The sequence below is a fragment of the Cupriavidus sp. SW-Y-13 genome (genome assembly GCF_009793345.1).
GTDB lineage: Bacteria > Pseudomonadota > Gammaproteobacteria > Burkholderiales > Burkholderiaceae > Cupriavidus.
Map to the genome: position 1 here is coordinate 208,905 of NZ_WHLX01000005.1, position 18,456 is coordinate 227,360.

An 18,456-nucleotide genomic window follows, 5' to 3' on the forward strand; every position below is an offset into this window, starting at 1 on the left:
AAAGCTTCGCGCCTGACAGGGGCTCACACCCTCGCGGTACGTTGCGATCGCAAGTTATAGGTCACGCTGGCAACGATGATGAGGAGAATAGCCACTTGCGCGGCAATGGTTTGCACAGAGGGGTAAACGCCCAAGACATCGATACGCGGCATAGAGAGCGGCGTCACTTGCAACAGGCCAACTTTCTGCAGTGCCGCCACGCCCTTGCCAATCAGGACCACGGCAAGCACGCCAACCAAGGCGGAGCTGAACGCGAAAAATTGTCGAATCGGCAAACGCGCCGTCGATCGCAGGAGCAGAAACGCAATCACTGCCAGCACAGCAATACCGCAACCGAGTCCCGCGAGCATGTAGGCACCGTTGCCATCGGACCACAGGGCCGCGTAGAAGAGCACGGTCTCAAATACTTCCCGGTAGACCGTGACGAACGATAGCAGGAAGAGCATAAACGCCGATTTCCTGTTCAATGCCGACGACAGCTTTTCCTTCACGTACGATTGCCAGCGTCCCGCCAGACTCTTCTGGTGCATCCACATGCCGACGCCGAGTAGGACGACCGCCGCGAAGACCGCGGAGAAGCCTTCGGTCATTTCGCGACTAGCGCCGCTCAGATCAACGACGTAGGTAGCTACCGCCCACGTCAATCCACCGGCTCCCAGCGCAGTGACCCAACCCGCGTGAACGTAGGGAAGGACGTCAGTGCGATTGGCCTTCTTGAGGAACGCCAGCATGGCTACGACTACCAACAGCGCTTCAAGCCCTTCACGAAGCAGGATCGTAAAGGCGCCAAGGAAGGTCGAGAATGCGTCATTGGCGCCTGCGAGCGCTTCCTGCGCCTCGTCCAGCCTTGACTGCAGTTGCGCTGCGATGTCATGCGCGCGCTCTGCCTGGCCATTCGCGACGGCATTTCGATAGAGTCCCATCGTCTTCTCGATGTCCAGGAAGAGAGCCTGGTTCTTGGCAGCCAACGCAGGCTCAACTGGTTCGAACCCATCAAGATATGCGGACAAAGCCAGTTGCGATGCGGCCCGCGTGTCTCCCTTGTCAAGCGCAGTGACACTTTCCTTCAGCTTTTCCTTGGCGATTGAGAGACTATCGGTGGTCGATGCGGCCAGTACGTCCGGTGAGCTTCGCAGGTATGCAAGACCATCACGAGAGGTCTGTGCACCCACGAATTTAGCAAGTGCCGCCTCCGAGGTCTGGCTAAGCTTGTCGAGCGTGGGAACCGCCGCGCGCAGCCCCGGTTCAGCAGTCCAAAGCTTGGCGCCCGCCTGGCGGTCAGTATCTGAATAAGACAGCGTCGAAGCAAAATAGGCCAGAGCCCATCGGTCGTCTTCGGAGAGATGGGCAAAGCCCGGCATCGATGTTCCCTCCACGCCGCGCGTGATGATCTGTTGCAAGGCAAAGACGCTGCGTTCCTGCGCGCGCGCGTGGTCGGCCAGCGCAATCGGGGGCGGGTTGAGTTTCGCTGCGAGGGGGCCGTCCGCGTTACCGGATACGCCGTGGCAGGACGCACAATGGCTTTGATAGAGCTTCGCCCCGTTCTGCAAATCAGGCGCCTTGCTTGGTGCCATAGGAACCGGATAGGCTGTGAGGACGCCGCTGGCCAACTTCCGAGCCAGTTCGGCGACAGTTTCTGGCGAGGCCTTCGCTGCGATGGACAAACGCAATGCGCCAGCTTCCTTGCCTAGTTGTTCGGAGGCGGGTCCTGGCGGCAATTCGCCTAGCTGTCGCGCGACCGTCTGCGCGAACTCTTGCATCTCGGCATATTCAGCCTCATTGGTGATGCGGCCATCGTTGACTGAACCGCCATAGTCAACGGCAAGGTAGTCCAGCAATTGCCAGACTTGCTTGGCCTTGTCTTGCGTGGATAGAGGCTCGGCCAAAGCCGTCGAGACGGATAGCGCCAAGGAGACTAGAACGAGGGAGAGGATGCGCAGGGCTTGCATGAGGAACACGCCGGGCGGGCGGCAGTTTTCGCGGACAAATGCGAATGATTGTAATTCATATCGTTTGCGCGAGCGACCCATCTTGGTGATGGAAGTATGGGGAATCGCGCTTGACTCTATAGCCGCTAGAGGGCGTAGAAATAACAACGTTAGTCAATACTGGCGACCTACTTTGAGTCAGCGCAACACAAACCGATGGGGACTTCCGGCGGATTGCTCGTATGGGGTCGAGCCAAGTGCAGCCGCGTGCAAGATGCGGGAGGGTGCAATGCGCTTACGTGAGGTGCGCACAACTTCGGGCGACCCTCCGCCTCGGCTTTCAGGCGTTCGCACGATTGCGAACAATAGAACCCAACGCCCCCATATCGCGAGTCCTTACCGTATGGTGGGATGCGAGGGGCGGAGGATGGTGATCCGATGAGTTGGGCACTTGTTCTCTACGACTGGAGCGGCTGGAATCGAGAGATCTTCCTACTGGTCAATGAAGGCACGCCGGCAATGTTCTTGCCTTTGGCCAAGCTGTTTAGCTACCTATTGGGCAACTATTGGACCGCGCCTGTTGTCATGGGAGGCTTTTGGGTCTGGTCAAGAACAACCTCGGATGTAGATCGTTCGTTGGAGCTACAGGCTCACTTGGCACGATTTGTAGTCGCATTCGGTATGGCATTTGCTGTAGTTGGAGCATCAAAGTTTCTCTTCGATTTCCCGCGGCCGGCTGCCGTGTTCGGTCACCTGTGGCATTCAATCGGTTCAATTGAGACGCACTACAGTCTTCCGAGTGGACATTCCACGTACGCCGCTCTGGTTGCTGGTGGGTTATGGCCAATGGTCCGCGCCCACTGGCGACCGGCTCTACTTACCTATGTCGCGCTAGTCGGCTGGTCACGTTTGGCCACAGGGATGCACTTCCCGGCGGACGTCTTGGCGGGCTGGTTAGTAGCGCTCGGCAGTTTGGCTCTTTCGAGCCGGTTATTGAAGGGGGCTGCTTAACGTACCAAGGATCGTCGTGCCGGGGTAACAGGCGAGGAGTGCAACCATGCCATGGAGTCTGCAACAACGTCGCATCGTACGTGATTCGATGCTTGCCTGCTTAGTTTGCGCGGTAGTTCTTGGCGCGGGTTATATCTGGCTTCCCCCCGCTCTGTTCGGCCTCGATGGACAGCTTGGTATTGGCGACCGTGTCGCGTTTGCGCTCAAGGCCGATCTCCCTGTTTTCCTATGGTTAGCAGATTGCGTGAGAGCCGTAAGCAAGGGACGCTTTTTATCGCAAGCCGATATCCAGGGCTCGGCGTTTTCGCGTCCTAGTCCCGCTATTGAGCTGCGCGTGGCGGTGCTACAGAACTCGCTCGAACAGACCGTACTGGCGGTAGGCGCGCATTTGATTCTTGCGACAGTGCTGTATGGCGCCGAACTTAGGCTGATGCCGATTCTGGTGAGCTTGTATCTGCTCGGTCGTATCACGTTCGCGGTTGGCTATGCGCGGCATCCTACCGGTCGGCTTTTGGGATGGCGATGACTGGGATTTCGACCGTTGTGGTGCCTACACGCTTGCGGTGGCTCTCATTCTCTCGGGGCGCTGAAGGAGGGGGGCCGTTTCATCGGACAGATCAGGCCCCTGCCTCGCGTTCGACCGTGGCATGCATGCCGTAACGGATTTGGTAGACGGTATTGCACCTCCAGCCGGCGGTTCATCAGGTCAAAGTCGAGTCGTTCTATCCCCTCCACCTTGCCCAGGCGCTTGCGAATCAGGGCTTCCTCGGTGGGGCAGTCCATGTTGGTGATCAGGAACTGCGTGGTGTTGCCCGTGGCTGCAGGGACGAGCGAGATGGCAGTGCCGCAGGGACCTCAGCCGGCCTCGATGGAATGAACCCAGCATTGCACCATGTCAGACAAAGTGGATGATGCTTCTATGCCTTGAAGGGTCACATCGCGTGAGTGAACATGAATTACCTACAGAGCGGGGCCAAGCATCTCCGCGCAGCCTGCTGCGACCTCCCATGAAGGTTTCCTACTTGCTGCTGGCGTCCAGCGCTTTCATGACGTCTTCAGTGATGTCAATGCGCGGATTCACATAGACTGCCTGTATGACAAGGTCGTACCCGCGCTGCTCGGCAAGCTGGCGAATCGCCTGCTGGGCGCGCTCTTGCACCCGTGCCAGTTCCTCGTTGCGGCGCTGTTGCAAGTCCTCTCGGAATCCACGCTGCTTGCGCTGGAATTCGTGGGTCAGCTCGGCCACTTCGTGCTGGCGGCGCTGATGGTCAAGATCTGTGAGCACGGCCGCTTCCTTCTCGAGCTTGTCAGCCAAGGCCCTGGTCTTCCGGTCCATGTCCTGCAGTTCACGGTCGCGCGTGGAAAACTCCTGTGCAAGCCTGTTGTGGGCCTGCCTGGCTGGCAACGAGTCCGGCAGAATAAGTTCGGAATTGACTACGGCAATGCGCGCTGGCTGCGCTAGCACCGGTCCTACCGCGCACAGCATGGCGGCGGACAGCGCCGCCGCTATCAGAGTTTTCGGATGTGGGGTTGGCGTTTGCATGAGCGACGGAGCCGTACCTTTTGTGAGTGTATGGCGGTTACCGGTTACTTCTCGGAGTGGCGTTTGGCATGCAGAAATTCATGGGCTCGAGTGTAGTGAAATCGAAGATGTTGCAGCACATTGGATCGGTCGGCTTGGATCCCGCGCTCGGCAGGTTATAGAGCAGTGCCGAGGCATGCCCCAATGATATGGCCGGTCGCCTTTAGCCCAGCGCCTCTCATTGGCAGCCTGTCAGCTGATATGTCGGTGCGATTTGACACCATGTAGTGGCTACAGGGTCAAGACAAGGCTGCACGCATATATGCCGCCTGCTACGAACAAAGCACCCGCGCCGCACTTCAGGAGAAAAGTTCGGCAAACGCGTAGCGTTTTCCTTGACCCTATGGCAGCTACACAGTGCTAGATGAAGCACTAGAAGGGGCTAGCCCAAACTGGCGTGGACCTTGTTGGCTGGTCGCGTCTGGTCGCAGGCATGCATTTCCCGGCAGACGTTTTGGCGGCTTGGGAGGCGCACTTGGGAGTCTGTGCCTTTCTGCGGGGCTATGGCAGAGGCTGCCTTGCGCGTCGGGAACGCTTCCGCCTGCGCTGTTTGGGGTGGCGCACATGCCGCTTAGCGCCGGCGACAGGAAAGCGTTCGCTGAAGGCGGATCTGCCTGTAGTCCTTCGTGGGATCCGCGTCCCTACTCTTCTCCCAACAGCTGTGGTGTCTGATGGGCTGTTTTCGTAAGGCCCTCCAGAATGCCGCAGTCCTTGGCCTCTCGCGACAGACCGCATTGACTGCGCAATTGCTTCAGGTCACGTTCCAATGCCATCAACTCTTGTATGCGGCGCGCCACGTGTCGAATGTGGCCTTCTAGCAGGACGTTGACCTCTCCACAGTCCTCGTGGGGCGCATCCTTGAGACGCAGCAAGGACCGAATCTCGTTCAGGGTCATGTCCAACGAGCGGCAATGGCGGATGAACGCCAACCGCTCAAGGTGCTGGGAAGCGTAGAGTCGGTAGTTTCCAGAGGAACGAGCCGGCGCCGGCAGTAAGCCTTCATGCTCGTAGAAGCGAATAGTCTCCACCGTGGTGCCGGCGGTTTGAGCAAGTTTGCCGATCTTCATGCTTTTCCCCTTTGTTGGGCTCCTGTCTGACGCCCTCCATGCCGGATGGTGTCGACAAATTCAAGTCCGTGCAGTGTGAATGGAGGTTTGGACTGTGCCGTACAGACAATCCGAGCGCCACGCAGCGGCGCTGGCCGGACTCCGAATGTGGACACGAAGGTGCGCGTCAGGTGCGCGCTGTCGGCGAAGCCGGCGAGATGAGCAGCCTCGGTGAGCGTACAACCATCGGAGAGGGTGCGCACCGCACGCTGCAGGCGCAACCAACGCACGTACGCCCGGAACGACAGTCCGCTCGCCTCCGCGAACCAATGCATGAAACGGGAGGACGACAGGCCTACGGCGTCGGCGGCATGTGCGACATGCACGGGTCCCTCCAGCGACGTTTCCAGCCACTGGAGGACCGCAGCCCAACGCGAAGCCTCCGTGGCAGGTTGTGACACATTCGCTGTTTCAGACGGCATTGCGCCTCGCAGCCAGCGGTCCAGCTCATGTTCCAGCATATCCGCCTGCACGGGGCTCGGCGCCATCGTGGCTGCGGGCCGACGGCCAGTAGGGCAAACGCTGTGCATGGTCGGGTCGAGAAACACCATGCGCACCGGGCCGGCCGCTACGAGACGATGCGGCACCCCGGCCGCAAGAAAATGTCCCGGGGCCTGCAATCCGCCCCAGGCCCCTTCGAGGAGCAACATCCCCTGTTTGCTCCATGCCAACTGAGCTGCTTGATGTCGGTGCAACCGACCGGCCTCTATCGGTCCGATGTAAATGGCCCAGCCGCGGCCGATGGTCAGCAGCGGCTGCCTGTCGGATGCTTCGTGTTCATCCGCGGGCTGGGCGTGCCTGCATTCTGCCGAAGAGCTCATGGAACACGATCAAGGCAGCACCGAGTGTGATGCCGATGTCAGCCACATTGAAGGCCGGCCAATGGTACGAACCCCAATGAAGATCGATCCAGTCGACCACCGCTCCGCGTGCGACCCGGTCGATCATATTGGCCAACGCGCCGCCCAAGATCAGTCCGTAGCTGATCCGCTCGGTATCGGTGGTACCAGTACGCCGAATCATGTACACAAGGAACGCGGAGGCCGCCAAGGCAATTCCAATGAAAAAATATCGCTGCCAGCCCCCCGCGCCGTGCAGAAAACTGAAGGCGGCACCTCGGTTCAGCACATGCACGACGTTGAGGACGGGCAGCCAGTCGAGGCTTGCACCGTAGTCGACCCAGGCCACGATGGCTACTTTCGTCCCGATATCCATCGCCACGATAAGGGCCGCCAATACGAAACCCAGGCCAATGCTGCGATCAGCCCGCATGGTGGTCACTCTCAGTGGAGGGGCTGGTCCCCAGCAGGCGCAGTCCGTTGAACACCACGGCCAGGCTTGCGCCCATGTCGGCAAGAATCGCGAGCCACAGGCTGGCATGGCCGGTGAAGGCCAGCACCATGAAGACCGCCTTGGTACCGATCGCGAAGGCGATGTTTGCCTTCAGCACGCCACCCACCCGGCGCGACAGCTTGATGAACTCAGGCAGCTTGCGCAGGTCGTCCTGCATCAGCGCCACGTCGGCGGTCTCGATCGCGGTGTCGGTGCCAGCAGCGCCCATCGCAAAGCCGATGTTCGATTTGGCCAGCGCGGGCGCATCGTTGACGCCATCCCCGACCATGCCTACCGGCGCCTTCGCGCCAAGCTCTGCGATCGCAGCCAACTTGTCGTGCGGCAGCAGGTCGCCGCGCGCGTCGGTGATGCCCACCTGGGCGGCCACCGCTTCCGCGGTCTTGCGGTTGTCGCCGGTAAGCATCACCGGCTCTACGCCCAACTGCTTGAGCGCCGCTACCGCACGCTTGCTGCTGTCCCGGACCGTGTCGGCAACTGCCAGGACACCCAGTGCCTGCTTATCGGTGGCAAGCACCACTGCTGTCTTGGCCTGCGCTTCCAGGCTCTCCAGCAGCTTGCGGACCTGCTCGCTGGCCACGCCAAGCTCATTTGCCAGGCGGTGGTTGCCGACGTAGTAGGTCTGGCCGTCGATGTCGCCCTTGACGCCACGGCCAGCCAGAGCCTCGAAGCGTTGCACTGAGGCGTGCGGCTTGTCGCCGTAGGCGTTGACGATAGCTGTGGCCACTGGATGTTCGGACAACGCATCCAGGCTGGCGGCAATGCGCAGCACTTCCGTCTCCGAGAGCGCGCCCGTCGGTACCGTATCGGTCAGCGCCGGGCGGCCGTGCGTAAGGGTGCCAGTCTTGTCCAGTGCCACCGCGCGCAGCAGACGCCCTTGCTCCAGGTACAGGCCACCCTTGACGAGGATGCCACGCCGCGCGGCCGCAGCCAGGCCGCTGACGACCGTCACCGGTGTCGAGATCACCAGGGCGCAGGGACAAGCAATCACCAGCATCACCAGCGCCTTGTAGACCCATTCGAACCAAGGCGCCCCAAAGAACAGCGGCGGGATCACGGCAATGGCGATCGCCAGCGCAAAGACAGAGGGGGTATAGACGCTCGCGAAACGATCAACGAAACGCTGCGTCGGCGCGCGCTGGCCTTGGGCTTCCTGGACCGAGCGCGCGATACGGTCGAGCGTGGTCTCTCCCTTGCGCGAGTGCACTTCGAATTCCAATGTGCCGCGCTCATTGATCGTGCCCGCGAACACCGTGTCGCCGGGGTTCTTTTCCACGGGCATGCTTTCGCCGGTGATGGGCGCCTGGTTGATGGCTGATGCGCCCGACACCACGACCCCATCCAAGGCGATACGTTCGCCGGGACGAACGCGCACGACGGCTCCAAGCGGCACTGTCTCGGCCTTGACCTCTTGCCAGCGACCGTCGTCCTGGCGGACGAGTGCGGTTTCCGGCGCCAGGTCCATCAGCTTGCGAATCGCGTTGCGCGCCCGGTCCAGGCTTAGCGCTTCGATCATCTCCGCGATGGCGAACAGCCAGATCACCACGGCGGCTTCCGGCCACTGGCCGATCAAAGCGGCACCGATGACGGCAATCGTCATCAGGAGGTTCATGTTCAGTGACAGCGTGCGCAGCGCGATCCAGCCTTTCTTCAGGGTCTCGATACCGCCCAACGCAATGGCCGCCAGCGACGCGGCCACCACCGGCCATGCCGATTCACCCATCCCGGCGAATGTGAGGACTTCCGCGCCAACCGCCAGCACGCCGGCGGCCCCCATGCGCAGCCACTCCGCCTTCGAAATGCCGGTGCCAAAGTCCCTCGTGACTGCGGGGGCAGGCCGACTATGGTCGCGCAGCACCGGCTGCATGCCAAGTCGCTCAATGGCCGCTGTGATTGGCACCTCGTCCTTCAGCGAATGGCTGACGGTCAGGGTCCGGCTCATCAGGTTGAACTGCAGGCTGCTGACACCCGGCATGCCTTCCAACGCCTTGCGCAGCAGCGCCTCTTCGGTCGGGCAGTCCATCTTTTCGATCAAGTAGGTGGCTTGTCCCTTGGAACTTGCCCCTGCCTCGCGCTCGACCGTGGCATGCATGCCGATCTCGCGCAGTGCGCCGAGGACCGGTGCCGGATCGGGCAGGCGGTGTTGCACCTCCAGTCGGCGATTCATCAGGTCGAAGTCGAGGCGTTCGATGCCCTCCACCTTGCCTAGGCGCTTGCGGATCAAAGCTTCCTCGGTGGGGCAGTCCATGTTTGTGATCAGGAACTGCGTGGTATTGCCCGTGGCTGCAGGGACGAAGGAGACGGGGGGCGTGCCGCAGGGACCGCAGGCAGTCTCCGTTGTCGCTGCGCAATTCGCGCCCGGAGGAGTTGTGTCTTCGCCCAGCCTTGCCTGCATGCCGATCGATTGCAACGCCGTCAGCAGGGGTTCCACCGAGGACAAGGTGTGGACGACAGACAGCTGGCGTGCGGGTAGGTCGAACTCGAGCGACCGGACGCCGGCCAACGGCTCCAGCCGCGCGCGGATCGCCGCCTCTTCGGAGCGGCAATCCATGTTTGGAATCGTGAATGTGTCTTTTGACTCTTCTAACGCAGCGCTCTGGCTGCCGGCGCAGGATCCAGCGCACGCGGATCCGCAAGCGGCGTTGCCCGCGGCTTCGCCGTCGTCCTCCATCGATGCTTGCATGCCGATCTCATGGAGGGCCTCCAGCAACGGCCCCGGGTTCGGTAGCCCATGCCGGACGGTGAGGCGGCGCTGGGGAAGGTCGAACGAAAGGGACTCTACCGCTGGCAATTTGGCAAGCCGTGCACGGATTGCCGCTTCTTCGTTGCGGCAATCCATGTTGGGAATGCGGAAGACGGATGTCGCGCCGTTCAGGTCCTCCGCCTTCTTCCTTTCTTGAGTTGATCTCGCATCACTTTCGGCATGGGCTTGGTCGAGTTTCATCATTCGCCTCTTTCTGTATATGTCAGAATTTCACACCCTAAAGTAGATACAGAGTCAAGGGCTCTGCCTCCTGGTCGGAGGTTAAGTTGCCTCGGAACGGGCCTTTTCCTCATGTTCTGTCGCGTCAACCAGGATTTCACGACCTCCGTTAGCGGCGATCGCAGATACCACCAGACCCAGAACCAGGTCTGGCAGGTTGGAGCCCGACCACATCACGAGCGCTCCGGACAACACAATGGCCAGATTCACAATCGAGTCGTTGCTGGTGAATATGGCGGAAGCCTTGAAGTTGACGTCTTCCCCGCGGTGGCGTTTCAGTAAGCGCAAGCAAATAATGTTCAGCGCCGCATTGATCGCTGCCATGACCATCATCGCCGGCCCCAATGGCGCCTCGCCGCCAAAGAACCGGCGCAGGACTTCCACGCATAGCATCAGGGCCAGCCCAATCAAAAGCCACCCCGATAGCCGCGCTGCCCGCACCTTGATGGCTCGCGATCGGCCGACGGCGTACAGGCTGACGCCATACACCAACGCGTCGGCAAGGTTGTCCAGAGCCGCACCAAGCACCGCCGTGGACGCCGCCCAAAGGCCCACGCCCATACCTGCCAGACATTGGCTGACATTAATCAGTAGTACCAGCCACAGAATCCGGCGGTCGGCCGCCTGACTCGCGTCGAGGTCAAGGCGTTCTTTGTCGGGGAAGTGGTCGTTCATGCAACTCCTTTGTTAACCCGCCTGTTTCCACAGAAGATCTGAGTAATTTCACACCCCGTACCTGCTATAGAGTCAAGACGTCGCCCGCACACAGCATGTTTATTCAAGCTAGCTGTCTGTCGCTTGGAGAAACTGGAGGAAATTGAACTCTGGAGTCGCAATGACAGCGCGTTCTGTGGTGCGGTACGGCGCCTATCCGACCATCATGGCCCTGGTAATCACAGGGGTTTCGGTCGCCCCATCCCACGGCACGCCGCTGGCTTGGCTGGCGTTGTGGGCCGCCGCCGGGCTATTTCTTGTTGCTTGGCTGGAGCGCATTGTCCCGTTCGATGCACGGTGGCAAAAGCGGGATCTCGACTTTCCGGCGGATGTCGCCCATGCCGTTGTGAATTTGGCCGTGATGCACGGTGCCGTGCTGGGGTTCGTGGTGCTGCGGGAAGGAACGGGTTGGCCCAAGCTATGGTGGCCTGCGGAATGGCCATACTTGTTGCAGGTATTACTCGCAGGGGCGCCACTGGACCTGTCGCTGTATGCCGTCCATCGGCTCAGCCACCACTACGGCTTTCTGTGGCGGCTGCACAGCATTCATCATTCGTCGCGGCGGCTCTACTGGCTAAACGGGGAACGCCGCCACCCGCTGCATGCAGCCCTGATGGCGGGTCCGGGCTTACTGGTCCTGGGCATACTAGGCGCGCCGGCCGAGGTAGTGGCCGGCTGGTTCGCAATCCTGGCGGTCCATCTGGCATTCCAGCATGCCAACCTGGACTATAGCCTGGGGCCGGTGCGGTATATGTTAGGCGTGGCAGAACTCCATCGCTGGCACCATCGGGAGCGCTTCGCGGACGCGCAGGTCAATTTCGGGGAGTTCTGGCTGGTATGGGACCACCTCTTCGGTACCTTCTATCAACCGCAGGCGCCACTGGGCGCAATCGGCATCGAAGGCGACCCGGTGCCGCACCGCTACGGCGAGCAACTGATTTATCCGTTTGAACGACCGGATCCGCAAGTTCGTCTGGCCACCGAAGACGTCTCGCAGGGCCGCGATGCTGATGTCTAAAGCCGCTCTCGTTGGTGAAACCGGCTCGCAAGCTGCATCCAGCATGAATGCTCAGGTGGGATCTGACAGGACTATTTGCGCCGTCTTGAAGTTATGCGACGTCGCGTGGACGAACCTGATCTGTCATTCTCGAGGCCGCGCTTGATGCGCATCTGGCGACGAAAATGCCAGGCAAGCGAACCTGTAGCACACACCGTGAACGCCACGGCAAACACGATGACAACGATGACTTCACGTGGCAGGTCGAAGGGTGGGCGGCTCACTGTGGCCGAACGTTCATGGAAAGCGGTTTCGATCCCGACGACGCCATTCGGAGGTCTACCGAAGCGGCGTGACGGAGGATTTTGGCCATGGCAGGCGGCACACTGCCCCGATGCGAGCGGTGGTGCCGCCTGAGTTTTACTTGCGCTGCATGTCCACGACTGTCGGCTTGCCGTCGACCGTGTCGAATACGGCGGTAACCGCATCACCTTCCTTGAAGTCCTTCAACGAAGCGCGATCCTTGACCGGGAACGCCATGGTCATGGCGGACATGCCGAGATTTTCGATCGGGCCGTGCTTGAGGGTAACTTTCCCTGCCTTCGCATCGATCTTCTTTACCTCTGCCGCAACCGGGTGGGGGGCCTGCTTCGTTTCGGCTGACGGCTTCATGTCCATGCCCTTCATATCCATGCCGTCCATCGACCCTGCCGCGAACGCAGCCGGTGTGGCAGCGAGAGCAGCCATGATGGCAAGAGTTTTGACGTATTTCATTGTGATTCCTCCGGGAGTGAGGGGTGGGTGGAAAGTGAGACAGATTCGGCCTGCCGTCTGCGTATCAGCAAGTACACCGCCGGCACAACAAACAGGGAAAGCAATGGCGCGGTGACCATGCCGCCAACCATCGGAGCCGCAATGCGCTGCATGACCTCCGAGCCGGTGCCATGCGACCACATGATGGGAATCAGGCCGGCAAGAATGACAGCGACGGTCATGGCCTTGGGGCGGACCCGCAGCACTGCCCCTTCCTGAATGGCGTCCAGCAATGCGGACACGCTGGTTTCGCCTCGGCCCTCGCGTTCGCTCCAGGCTTGCTTCAGGTAGAGCAGCATGATGACGCCGAACTCGGCTGCCACGCCGGCAAGGGCGATAAAGCCGACAACCCCCGCTACCGAAAGGTTGTAGCCCAGCAAGTAAAGCAGCCAGAATCCGCCGATGAGCGCCAGCGGCAGCGTGCCCATGATCAGTAGCGCTTCATCGAGACGGCCGAACACCAGGTACAGCAACACGAAGATGATCAGCAGCGTGAACGGCACCACCACCTTCAGCTTCGCGGTGGCCCGCTCCAGATACTCGAACTGACCCGACCAACTGAGGGAATAGCCCGCTGGCATCGGGACCGCCTTGGCCACGGCGGCCTGCATGTCCTGGACGGCCGAACGCAGGTCACGTCCGCGAATGTCCACGTACACCCAGCCGGACAGGCGGGCGTTTTCGCTGCGCAGCATCGGCGGCCCTTGCACGACCTGGATGCGCGCGACGTCGGATAGGGTGATCTGCTGACCCCGGTCGGTGACGATGGGGAGGCTGCGCAGTTGCTCCACCGAGTCGCGGTAGTCGCGCGGATATCGGACATTGATGGGAAAGCGCGCCAGCCCGTCGACCACTTCCCCCACGTTGTCGCCACCGATGGCCGAGGACACGATGCTCTGGACATCCTCGATGTTGAGCCCATACCGCCCGGCGGCCATCCGGTCGATGTCGACATCGACGTAGCGCCCGCCGGACAGGCGTTCGGCGAGTGCAGAGGTGACGCCTGGCACCGCCTTGACAGCATCCTCGATCCTCGTGGCCAGTCGGTCAATTTCCTTCAGGTCGGTGCCCGCCACCTTAATGCCGACCGGGCTCTTGATGCCGGTGGCGAGCATGTCGATCCGGTTGCGGATTGGCGGCACCCAGATATTGGACAGGCCCGGCACCTTCACCACGCGGTCGAGCTCTTCCACCAGCTTGTCGGTCGTCATGCCGGCGCGCCACTGGTCGCGCGGCTTGAACTGGATGGTGGTCTCGAACATCTCGATGGGGGCTGGGTCGGTCGCCGTGTCGGCACGGCCGGCCTTGCCGAACACGGTCTCGACCTCGGGCACGGTCTTGATCAGCCGGTCCGTCTGCTGCAGCAGTTGCGCCGCCTTGCCGGCGGACAGGCCCGGCAGTGCCGACGGCATGTAGAGCAGGTCGCCCTCGTCAAGGGGCGGCATGAACTCGCCGCCAATTCGCATGATCGGCCAGGCGGTCGCCGCCATCAGGAGCGCGGCGATCGCCACGGCCGTTTTCGGGTAGGCGAGCACCTTTGCCAGCACCGGCTGATAGCCGCGAATGAGCCAGCGGCTGAGCGGATTGGACTGCTCCGAGGGGATCTTGCCACGGATCATGTAGCCCATCAGGACCGGCACCAGGGTGACGGACAATCCCGCCGCCGCGGCCATGGAGTAGGTCTTCGTGAACGCCAGCGGCGAAAACAGGCGGCCCTCCTGCGCCTCCAGCGTAAACACCGGGATGAACGACAGCGTAATGATCAGCAGCGAGAAGAACAGCGCGGGTCCCACCTCGGCGGCCGACTCGCCAATCACGCTCCAGCGCTCGCGCTCGCTCAGATCTCGTCCGGGGTTGTCCGCATGCCAGTGTTCCAGATGCTTGTGAGCGTTCTCGATCATGACGACCGCGGCATCGACCATGGCGCCGATGGCGATGGCGATGCCGCCCAGCGACATGATGTTGGCGTTCACGCCCTGATATCGCATGACGAGAAAGGCCGCCAGCACACCGAGCGGCAGCGAGACAATGGCCACCAATGCGGAGCGCAGGTGAAACAGGAAGACCAGGCAGACCAGCGCGACGACGATGAACTCCTCGATCAGCTTGTGCGTCAGGTTCTCGACCGCACGGTTGATCAACGCGGAGCGGTCATAGGTCGTCACGATCTCGACACCGGCCGGCAGGCTCTTCTTGAGGACCGCCAGCTTGGCCTTCACCGCCTCGATGGTCTCCAGCGCATTCTTGCCCGATCGCATCACGATCACGCCGCCCGCTACTTCTCCCTGCCCGTCCAGTTCGGCGATACCTCGCCGCATCTCGGGGCCAAGCTGGACGGTGGCGACATCGCCCAGGCGCACGGGAATGCCCGCGTCACTCGTGACTATCGGGATGCGCCGAAAATCGTCCAGTGTCTTCAGATAGCCCGAGGCGCGCACCATGTACTCGGCCTCGCCCAGTTCCAGCACGGAGCCGCCGGTCTCCTGGTTGGCGCCCTTGAGGGCCGCCAGCACCTTGCCCTGTGACAGGTTGTACGCGCGCAGGCGGTCCGGCATCAGGACCACCTGGTACTGCTTGACCATCCCGCCGAGGGACGCGACTTCGGCGACATTCGGGAGCGACTTCAGTTCGAAACGCAGGAACCAATCCTGCAAGGCGCGCAACTGGCTCAGGTCATGCCGGCCGGTCTTGTCCACGAGCGTGTATTCGTAGATCCATCCAACGCCTGTGGCATCCGGGCCCAGAGCCGGTTTGGCCGCAGCCGGCAAGCGGGATTGCACCTGGTTCAAGTATTCGAGCACGCGCGAGCGCGCCCAGTACAAGTCGGTGCCATCCTCGAACAGCACATAAACAAAGGAGTCGCCAAAGAAGGAATAGCCGCGCACCGTCTTCGCGCCAGGCACCGATAGCATCGTGGTCGTCAGCGGATAGGTGACCTGATTCTCGACAATCTGCGGCGCCTGGCCGGGGAACGGCGTGCGGATGATGACCTGTACGTCGGACAGGTCCGGCAGCGCGTCAAGCGGCGTGCTGCGCACCGCCCATAGGCCCCAGGCGGTCAGCATGACCGTTGCCAGCAGGACCAGGAAGCGGTTGCGAATTGACGCCAGGATGAGTCGGGCGATCATGGCTTGCCTCCCTGGACAGAGGCGGCGGGCTCGACCGCGGACAGGACAGGCATGCCGTCGTTATTCAGATGGAAGCGGAAGCGCACGCGATCGCCCGCCTTGAGCCCTTTGGGCAGGCCCGCGGGCGGGGCGGCAAAGTCCATGGTCATGGCTCCCCACTGTGCCGACGGGATGGGGCCGTGTGAGATCGTCAGGCCTGCGCCCGTTACCGCTTCGATGCGCCCGACGCCCTCGTGCTCCGGCGCCGGCGCAGCCGATGCAGCGGGTGCGGAAGCCGCTGGCGCCACACTCATGCGCTCGGCCGTGCCGCGCAGGCTCGCCTCCGAATCGATCAGGAACTGGCCCGAGGTGACGACCTTCTGGCCAGCCTTGAGTCCATCCACAACCTCCACCATGCCTTCGGCCTCGCGGCCGGTCTTGACGTCGGTGGCCACGAAGCCCGCCTTGCCGGCATCGACGAAGACGACACTGTGCTGGCCGGTGCGGATGACGGATTCCACGGGAATCTGCAGCACTTCCTTTTCTGGGCCGCTATCGAACCGAACGGTCGCAAACATACCCGGCAGCAGATGCTGGCCCTTGTTGGGCAAAACAATGCGCACCTTGATGGTTCGCGTGGCCGGATTGACGTCAGGCAGGACGGTATCAACCTTGCCCACGATCGGGTCGGAGACGCCAGTGGGCAACACCTTGGCAGGCAGGCCGGCCGCGAGGGTACGGGCCTGTCCTTCCGGCACCTCGGCAATCACCCAGACCTGGCTCAGGTCGGCCAGGCGAAATAGCGTCATGCCGGGGGAGACGGTCATGCCATCGCGAACGGCGACTTCCGTCACTACGCCATCGACCGGACTAGGAATGCCCAGGCTGGGCTGCAACTTTCCGGAGCTTTCCACGGCGCTCACCTGCCCAGGGGTCATACCCGCCTGAAGCATGCGCGCTTTTGCCGCACCCGACAGGTCGGATTGCGCGCCAGCGGGCAGGCGTGAGACGGCAAGATATTCTTCCTGGGCGGCGACCCAGTCGGGCGAGTACAGCGTCACCAGCGTCTGGCCCCGCCGCACGGGGTCGAGCGTCGCCCGTACGGCAACGTGCTGGACGAAGGCGCTGGTGCGTGCCTGGATGACCTGGACGCTGCGCTCATCGATGGCGACGTTGCCGGGCGCCTCGAGCACCGGGCCCATCTGGCTCGCCTTGACCTCGGTGGTGCGAATGCCCAGGTTCTGAGCGACGCGGCTATCCACCGTGACCCCGCTACCGCCGCCATCGCCATCCGCGTAGACCGGCACGAGTTGCATGTCCATAAACGGGGACTTGCCGGGCTTGTCGAAACGCTGGCCGGGCACCATCGGATCGTGCCAGTACAGAATCTTCTTGCCGGTCTGCGGGTCCATGTCGCCCGCTTTCTGGCCGGACGGCGCGCCGGCCGACGCCGGCGCCTGCGGCGACTGCGCGCCCCGCGTGACGCCGAAGCGGTAGCCGCCATAGCCCACCGCGCCGAGGAGGACGAGGCATGCCGCCGTGATCATCAGTGGTTTCTTCATTTGAGGTCCTTCGCGGCAGGCTCAGTTTGGGCGGTGGGCAGTGGAATCAGAAAGGTCAAGTCAGCCCACAGCCTTGCGGTCTTCGCCTCCAGCGATAGCCGCTCCAACGCGGTGTCAATGGCGCGATGATTCGCTTCGGCCAAAGCGAGCAGCGAGCCCGTATTGGCCCGATATGCCGTCAGCGCGGCGTCTGCCTGAGCGCTCGCCAGCGGCAGCGTTGACGCGTCATAGCGCTTGAGCCGGTCGAGATTGCGCTGCAGTTCGGCCAGCTTGGCGTCAATCATGCTCTTGGTATTGCGCCTGATGATTTCGGATTTGGCGCGAGCCTCCTGCGCCTGCGCCAACCTGGCGGCGACTTCACGGTCCTGGCGGTTTCCCTGGTCCCACGGGACGGGGAAGCTGACGTTCAGCGAAGCCATGTTGGAGTACGCGGAGCCGCGCTGGCTGTACATCAGCTCCACGGTGACATCCGGCTTCTTGTTCTCGGTTGCGGAGCGGATTTCCGACTCCGCCAGCGTGACGTCACGCTGTGCGGCGGCCATCTCGGGCACGGTATCGAAATCTGTCAGGGCAAGTTGCCGGACGCGCTCGGGCACATCAAGAGGAGGCCGCTTGCCGAGTGGACGGCTCGCGTCCGTACCAATCCAGCGCGCGAGATTTACCTCGGCGGTTGCGATGGCGGCCCGATTTTCATCCTCCCGGTCTCGCAGCTTCTGGACTTCCAGTTCGGCCGAGAGCACATCCGCGCGTGTGCCGCGCCCGCCGCGGTATGCGGCAGTCGCGGCCTGGAGCGCGAGATCCAGCGGATGGCCATGGTGGCCGAGCAGCACGCCGGCCTGTTCCGCATACCAACGGTCAAGCCATGCCGCAACGGCATTGCGTTGTACGTTGGCCAGACCAACCGCGCGTTGCGCATCGGCCGCGGAGGCCTCGGCCTCGAAGCGAGCGGCACGGGCGCGACGCTTGTCCGACCGCGTGAATTCCTGCATCACGCTAATGGAGCGCTGGGTCATGAAATCCCGGCTGAGCGAGAACGCGTCGGGGCCGGTGACCGGAACATTGTCGAGCCCAAGCTTCAGCACGGGGTCGGGCAACTGGCCGGCGGCGACCGCCATCTGAACGGCAGCCTCGACGGAACCCCGGGAAGATTCAGCATCGCCAGCATGCGCGGAGGCAAGCGCGATGGCTTCCGCAAGGGAAAGGGAGTCAGTGGATTGCGGCGTCGCGGCTTGCGACACCGTCATGCCGAGAACAGGCGCGCATAGCAGCGCCAGCGTCAGGCGACGTAGAAAAAGCATACAGC

15 protein-coding genes are annotated in these 18,456 nt (G+C 62.2%); 3 read left to right on the forward strand and 12 right to left on the reverse strand.

The features are described 5' to 3' along the window. Positions 1–23: 23 nt before the first annotated feature. Positions 24–1,949, reverse strand: a complete 1,926-nt coding sequence (locus tag GA566_RS32625) for a cytochrome c/FTR1 family iron permease (RefSeq protein ID WP_053823089.1) — start codon at positions 1,947–1,949, stop codon at positions 24–26. A gap of 417 nt (positions 1,950–2,366) precedes the next feature. Between GA566_RS32625 and GA566_RS32630 the strand changes: the two genes are divergently transcribed. After that, entirely contained in the window at positions 2,367–2,939 is a 573-nt protein-coding gene (locus tag GA566_RS32630) for a phosphatase PAP2 family protein (protein WP_115737191.1), read from the forward strand. Between the two features lie 46 nt (positions 2,940–2,985). Then, entirely contained in the window at positions 2,986–3,465 is a 480-nt protein-coding gene (locus GA566_RS32635) for an MAPEG family protein (protein WP_115737192.1), read from the forward strand. 44 nt (positions 3,466–3,509) lie between these two features. On the opposite strand, the gene GA566_RS33815 is transcribed toward GA566_RS32635, so the two are convergent. From GA566_RS33815 to GA566_RS32670, 7 genes are all read right to left on the reverse strand, one after another. Then, positions 3,510–3,776 carry a heavy metal-associated domain-containing protein gene (locus GA566_RS33815; RefSeq protein WP_338123553.1) on the reverse strand — a complete coding sequence of 89 codons (267 nt, stop codon included), beginning with the start codon at positions 3,774–3,776 and terminating at the stop codon, positions 3,510–3,512. Between the two features lie 181 nt (positions 3,777–3,957). Next, on the reverse strand, positions 3,958–4,482 hold the full coding sequence (locus GA566_RS32645) for an OmpH family outer membrane protein (protein ID WP_115737194.1): 525 nt from the start codon (positions 4,480–4,482) through the stop codon (positions 3,958–3,960). 680 nt (positions 4,483–5,162) lie between these two features. Further along, positions 5,163–5,588: a Cd(II)/Pb(II)-responsive transcriptional regulator gene (gene cadR, locus GA566_RS32650; RefSeq protein WP_053821795.1), complete on the reverse strand. Its 426-nt coding sequence runs from the start codon at positions 5,586–5,588 to the stop codon at positions 5,163–5,165. After that, the gene (locus GA566_RS32655) at positions 5,585–6,448 is read right to left on the reverse strand and encodes an AraC family transcriptional regulator (protein WP_082371465.1); all 864 of its coding nucleotides are present in this window, start codon (positions 6,446–6,448) and stop codon (positions 5,585–5,587) included. The genes cadR and GA566_RS32655 overlap by 4 nt, the downstream gene beginning before the upstream one ends. Further along, complete coding sequence (gene lspA / locus GA566_RS32660; RefSeq protein WP_053821794.1) at positions 6,405–6,899, reverse strand: signal peptidase II; 495 nt, start codon at positions 6,897–6,899, stop codon at positions 6,405–6,407. The genes GA566_RS32655 and lspA overlap by 44 nt, the downstream gene beginning before the upstream one ends. After that, the gene (locus GA566_RS32665) at positions 6,889–9,852 is read right to left on the reverse strand and encodes a heavy metal translocating P-type ATPase (RefSeq protein ID WP_255459777.1); all 2,964 of its coding nucleotides are present in this window, start codon (positions 9,850–9,852) and stop codon (positions 6,889–6,891) included. Before GA566_RS32665 ends, lspA begins: the two co-directional genes overlap by 11 nt. Before the next feature lie 150 nt (positions 9,853–10,002). Next, positions 10,003–10,635 carry a cation transporter gene (locus GA566_RS32670; RefSeq protein ID WP_053821792.1) on the reverse strand — a complete coding sequence of 211 codons (633 nt, stop codon included), beginning with the start codon at positions 10,633–10,635 and terminating at the stop codon, positions 10,003–10,005. 160 nt (positions 10,636–10,795) lie between these two features. Between GA566_RS32670 and GA566_RS32675 the strand changes: the two genes are divergently transcribed. Continuing rightward, entirely contained in the window at positions 10,796–11,692 is an 897-nt protein-coding gene (locus GA566_RS32675) for a sterol desaturase family protein (RefSeq protein ID WP_082371464.1), read from the forward strand. A 399-nt stretch (positions 11,693–12,091) separates the two neighbouring features. Here the strand turns inward: GA566_RS32675 and GA566_RS32680 are convergent, their stop codons facing one another. Genes GA566_RS32680 through GA566_RS32695 form a run of 4 tightly spaced genes read right to left on the reverse strand, consistent with a single transcriptional unit; the run spans position 12,092 to position 18,451 of the window. Beyond that, positions 12,092–12,445, reverse strand: a complete 354-nt coding sequence (locus tag GA566_RS32680; RefSeq protein ID WP_053821791.1) for a copper-binding protein — start codon at positions 12,443–12,445, stop codon at positions 12,092–12,094. Beyond that, the gene (locus GA566_RS32685; RefSeq protein WP_137924344.1) at positions 12,442–15,612 is read right to left on the reverse strand and encodes an efflux RND transporter permease subunit; all 3,171 of its coding nucleotides are present in this window, start codon (positions 15,610–15,612) and stop codon (positions 12,442–12,444) included. The genes GA566_RS32680 and GA566_RS32685 overlap by 4 nt, the downstream gene beginning before the upstream one ends. Then, positions 15,609–17,153 carry an efflux RND transporter periplasmic adaptor subunit gene (locus GA566_RS32690; protein WP_137924343.1) on the reverse strand — a complete coding sequence of 515 codons (1,545 nt, stop codon included), beginning with the start codon at positions 17,151–17,153 and terminating at the stop codon, positions 15,609–15,611. The genes GA566_RS32685 and GA566_RS32690 overlap by 4 nt, the downstream gene beginning before the upstream one ends. Continuing rightward, on the reverse strand, positions 17,150–18,451 hold the full coding sequence (locus GA566_RS32695; RefSeq protein ID WP_137924355.1) for a TolC family protein: 1,302 nt from the start codon (positions 18,449–18,451) through the stop codon (positions 17,150–17,152). Before GA566_RS32695 ends, GA566_RS32690 begins: the two co-directional genes overlap by 4 nt. Between the last annotated feature and the right edge of the window lie 5 nt (positions 18,452–18,456).

What these genes read in the sequence shown, in the direction of transcription:
- GA566_RS32625 (WP_053823089.1), bottom strand. Translation starts at nt 1,949, where the DNA reads ATGCAAGCCCTGCGCATCCTCTCCCTCGTTCTAGTCTCCTTGGCGCTA.
- GA566_RS32630 (WP_115737191.1), top strand. Translation starts at nt 2,367, where the DNA reads ATGAGTTGGGCACTTGTTCTCTACGACTGGAGCGGCTGGAATCGAGAG.
- GA566_RS32635 (WP_115737192.1), top strand. Translation starts at nt 2,986, where the DNA reads ATGCCATGGAGTCTGCAACAACGTCGCATCGTACGTGATTCGATGCTT.
- GA566_RS32645 (WP_115737194.1), bottom strand. Translation starts at nt 4,482, where the DNA reads ATGCAAACGCCAACCCCACATCCGAAAACTCTGATAGCGGCGGCGCTG.
- cadR (WP_053821795.1), bottom strand. Translation starts at nt 5,588, where the DNA reads ATGAAGATCGGCAAACTTGCTCAAACCGCCGGCACCACGGTGGAGACT.
- GA566_RS32655 (WP_082371465.1), bottom strand. Translation starts at nt 6,448, where the DNA reads ATGAGCTCTTCGGCAGAATGCAGGCACGCCCAGCCCGCGGATGAACAC.
- lspA (WP_053821794.1), bottom strand. Translation starts at nt 6,899, where the DNA reads ATGCGGGCTGATCGCAGCATTGGCCTGGGTTTCGTATTGGCGGCCCTT.
- GA566_RS32670 (WP_053821792.1), bottom strand. Translation starts at nt 10,635, where the DNA reads ATGAACGACCACTTCCCCGACAAAGAACGCCTTGACCTCGACGCGAGT.
- GA566_RS32675 (WP_082371464.1), top strand. Translation starts at nt 10,796, where the DNA reads ATGACAGCGCGTTCTGTGGTGCGGTACGGCGCCTATCCGACCATCATG.
- GA566_RS32680 (WP_053821791.1), bottom strand. Translation starts at nt 12,445, where the DNA reads ATGAAATACGTCAAAACTCTTGCCATCATGGCTGCTCTCGCTGCCACA.
- GA566_RS32685 (WP_137924344.1), bottom strand. Translation starts at nt 15,612, where the DNA reads ATGATCGCCCGACTCATCCTGGCGTCAATTCGCAACCGCTTCCTGGTC.
- GA566_RS32690 (WP_137924343.1), bottom strand. Translation starts at nt 17,153, where the DNA reads ATGAAGAAACCACTGATGATCACGGCGGCATGCCTCGTCCTCCTCGGC.
- GA566_RS32695 (WP_137924355.1), bottom strand. Translation starts at nt 18,451, where the DNA reads ATGCTTTTTCTACGTCGCCTGACGCTGGCGCTGCTATGCGCGCCTGTT.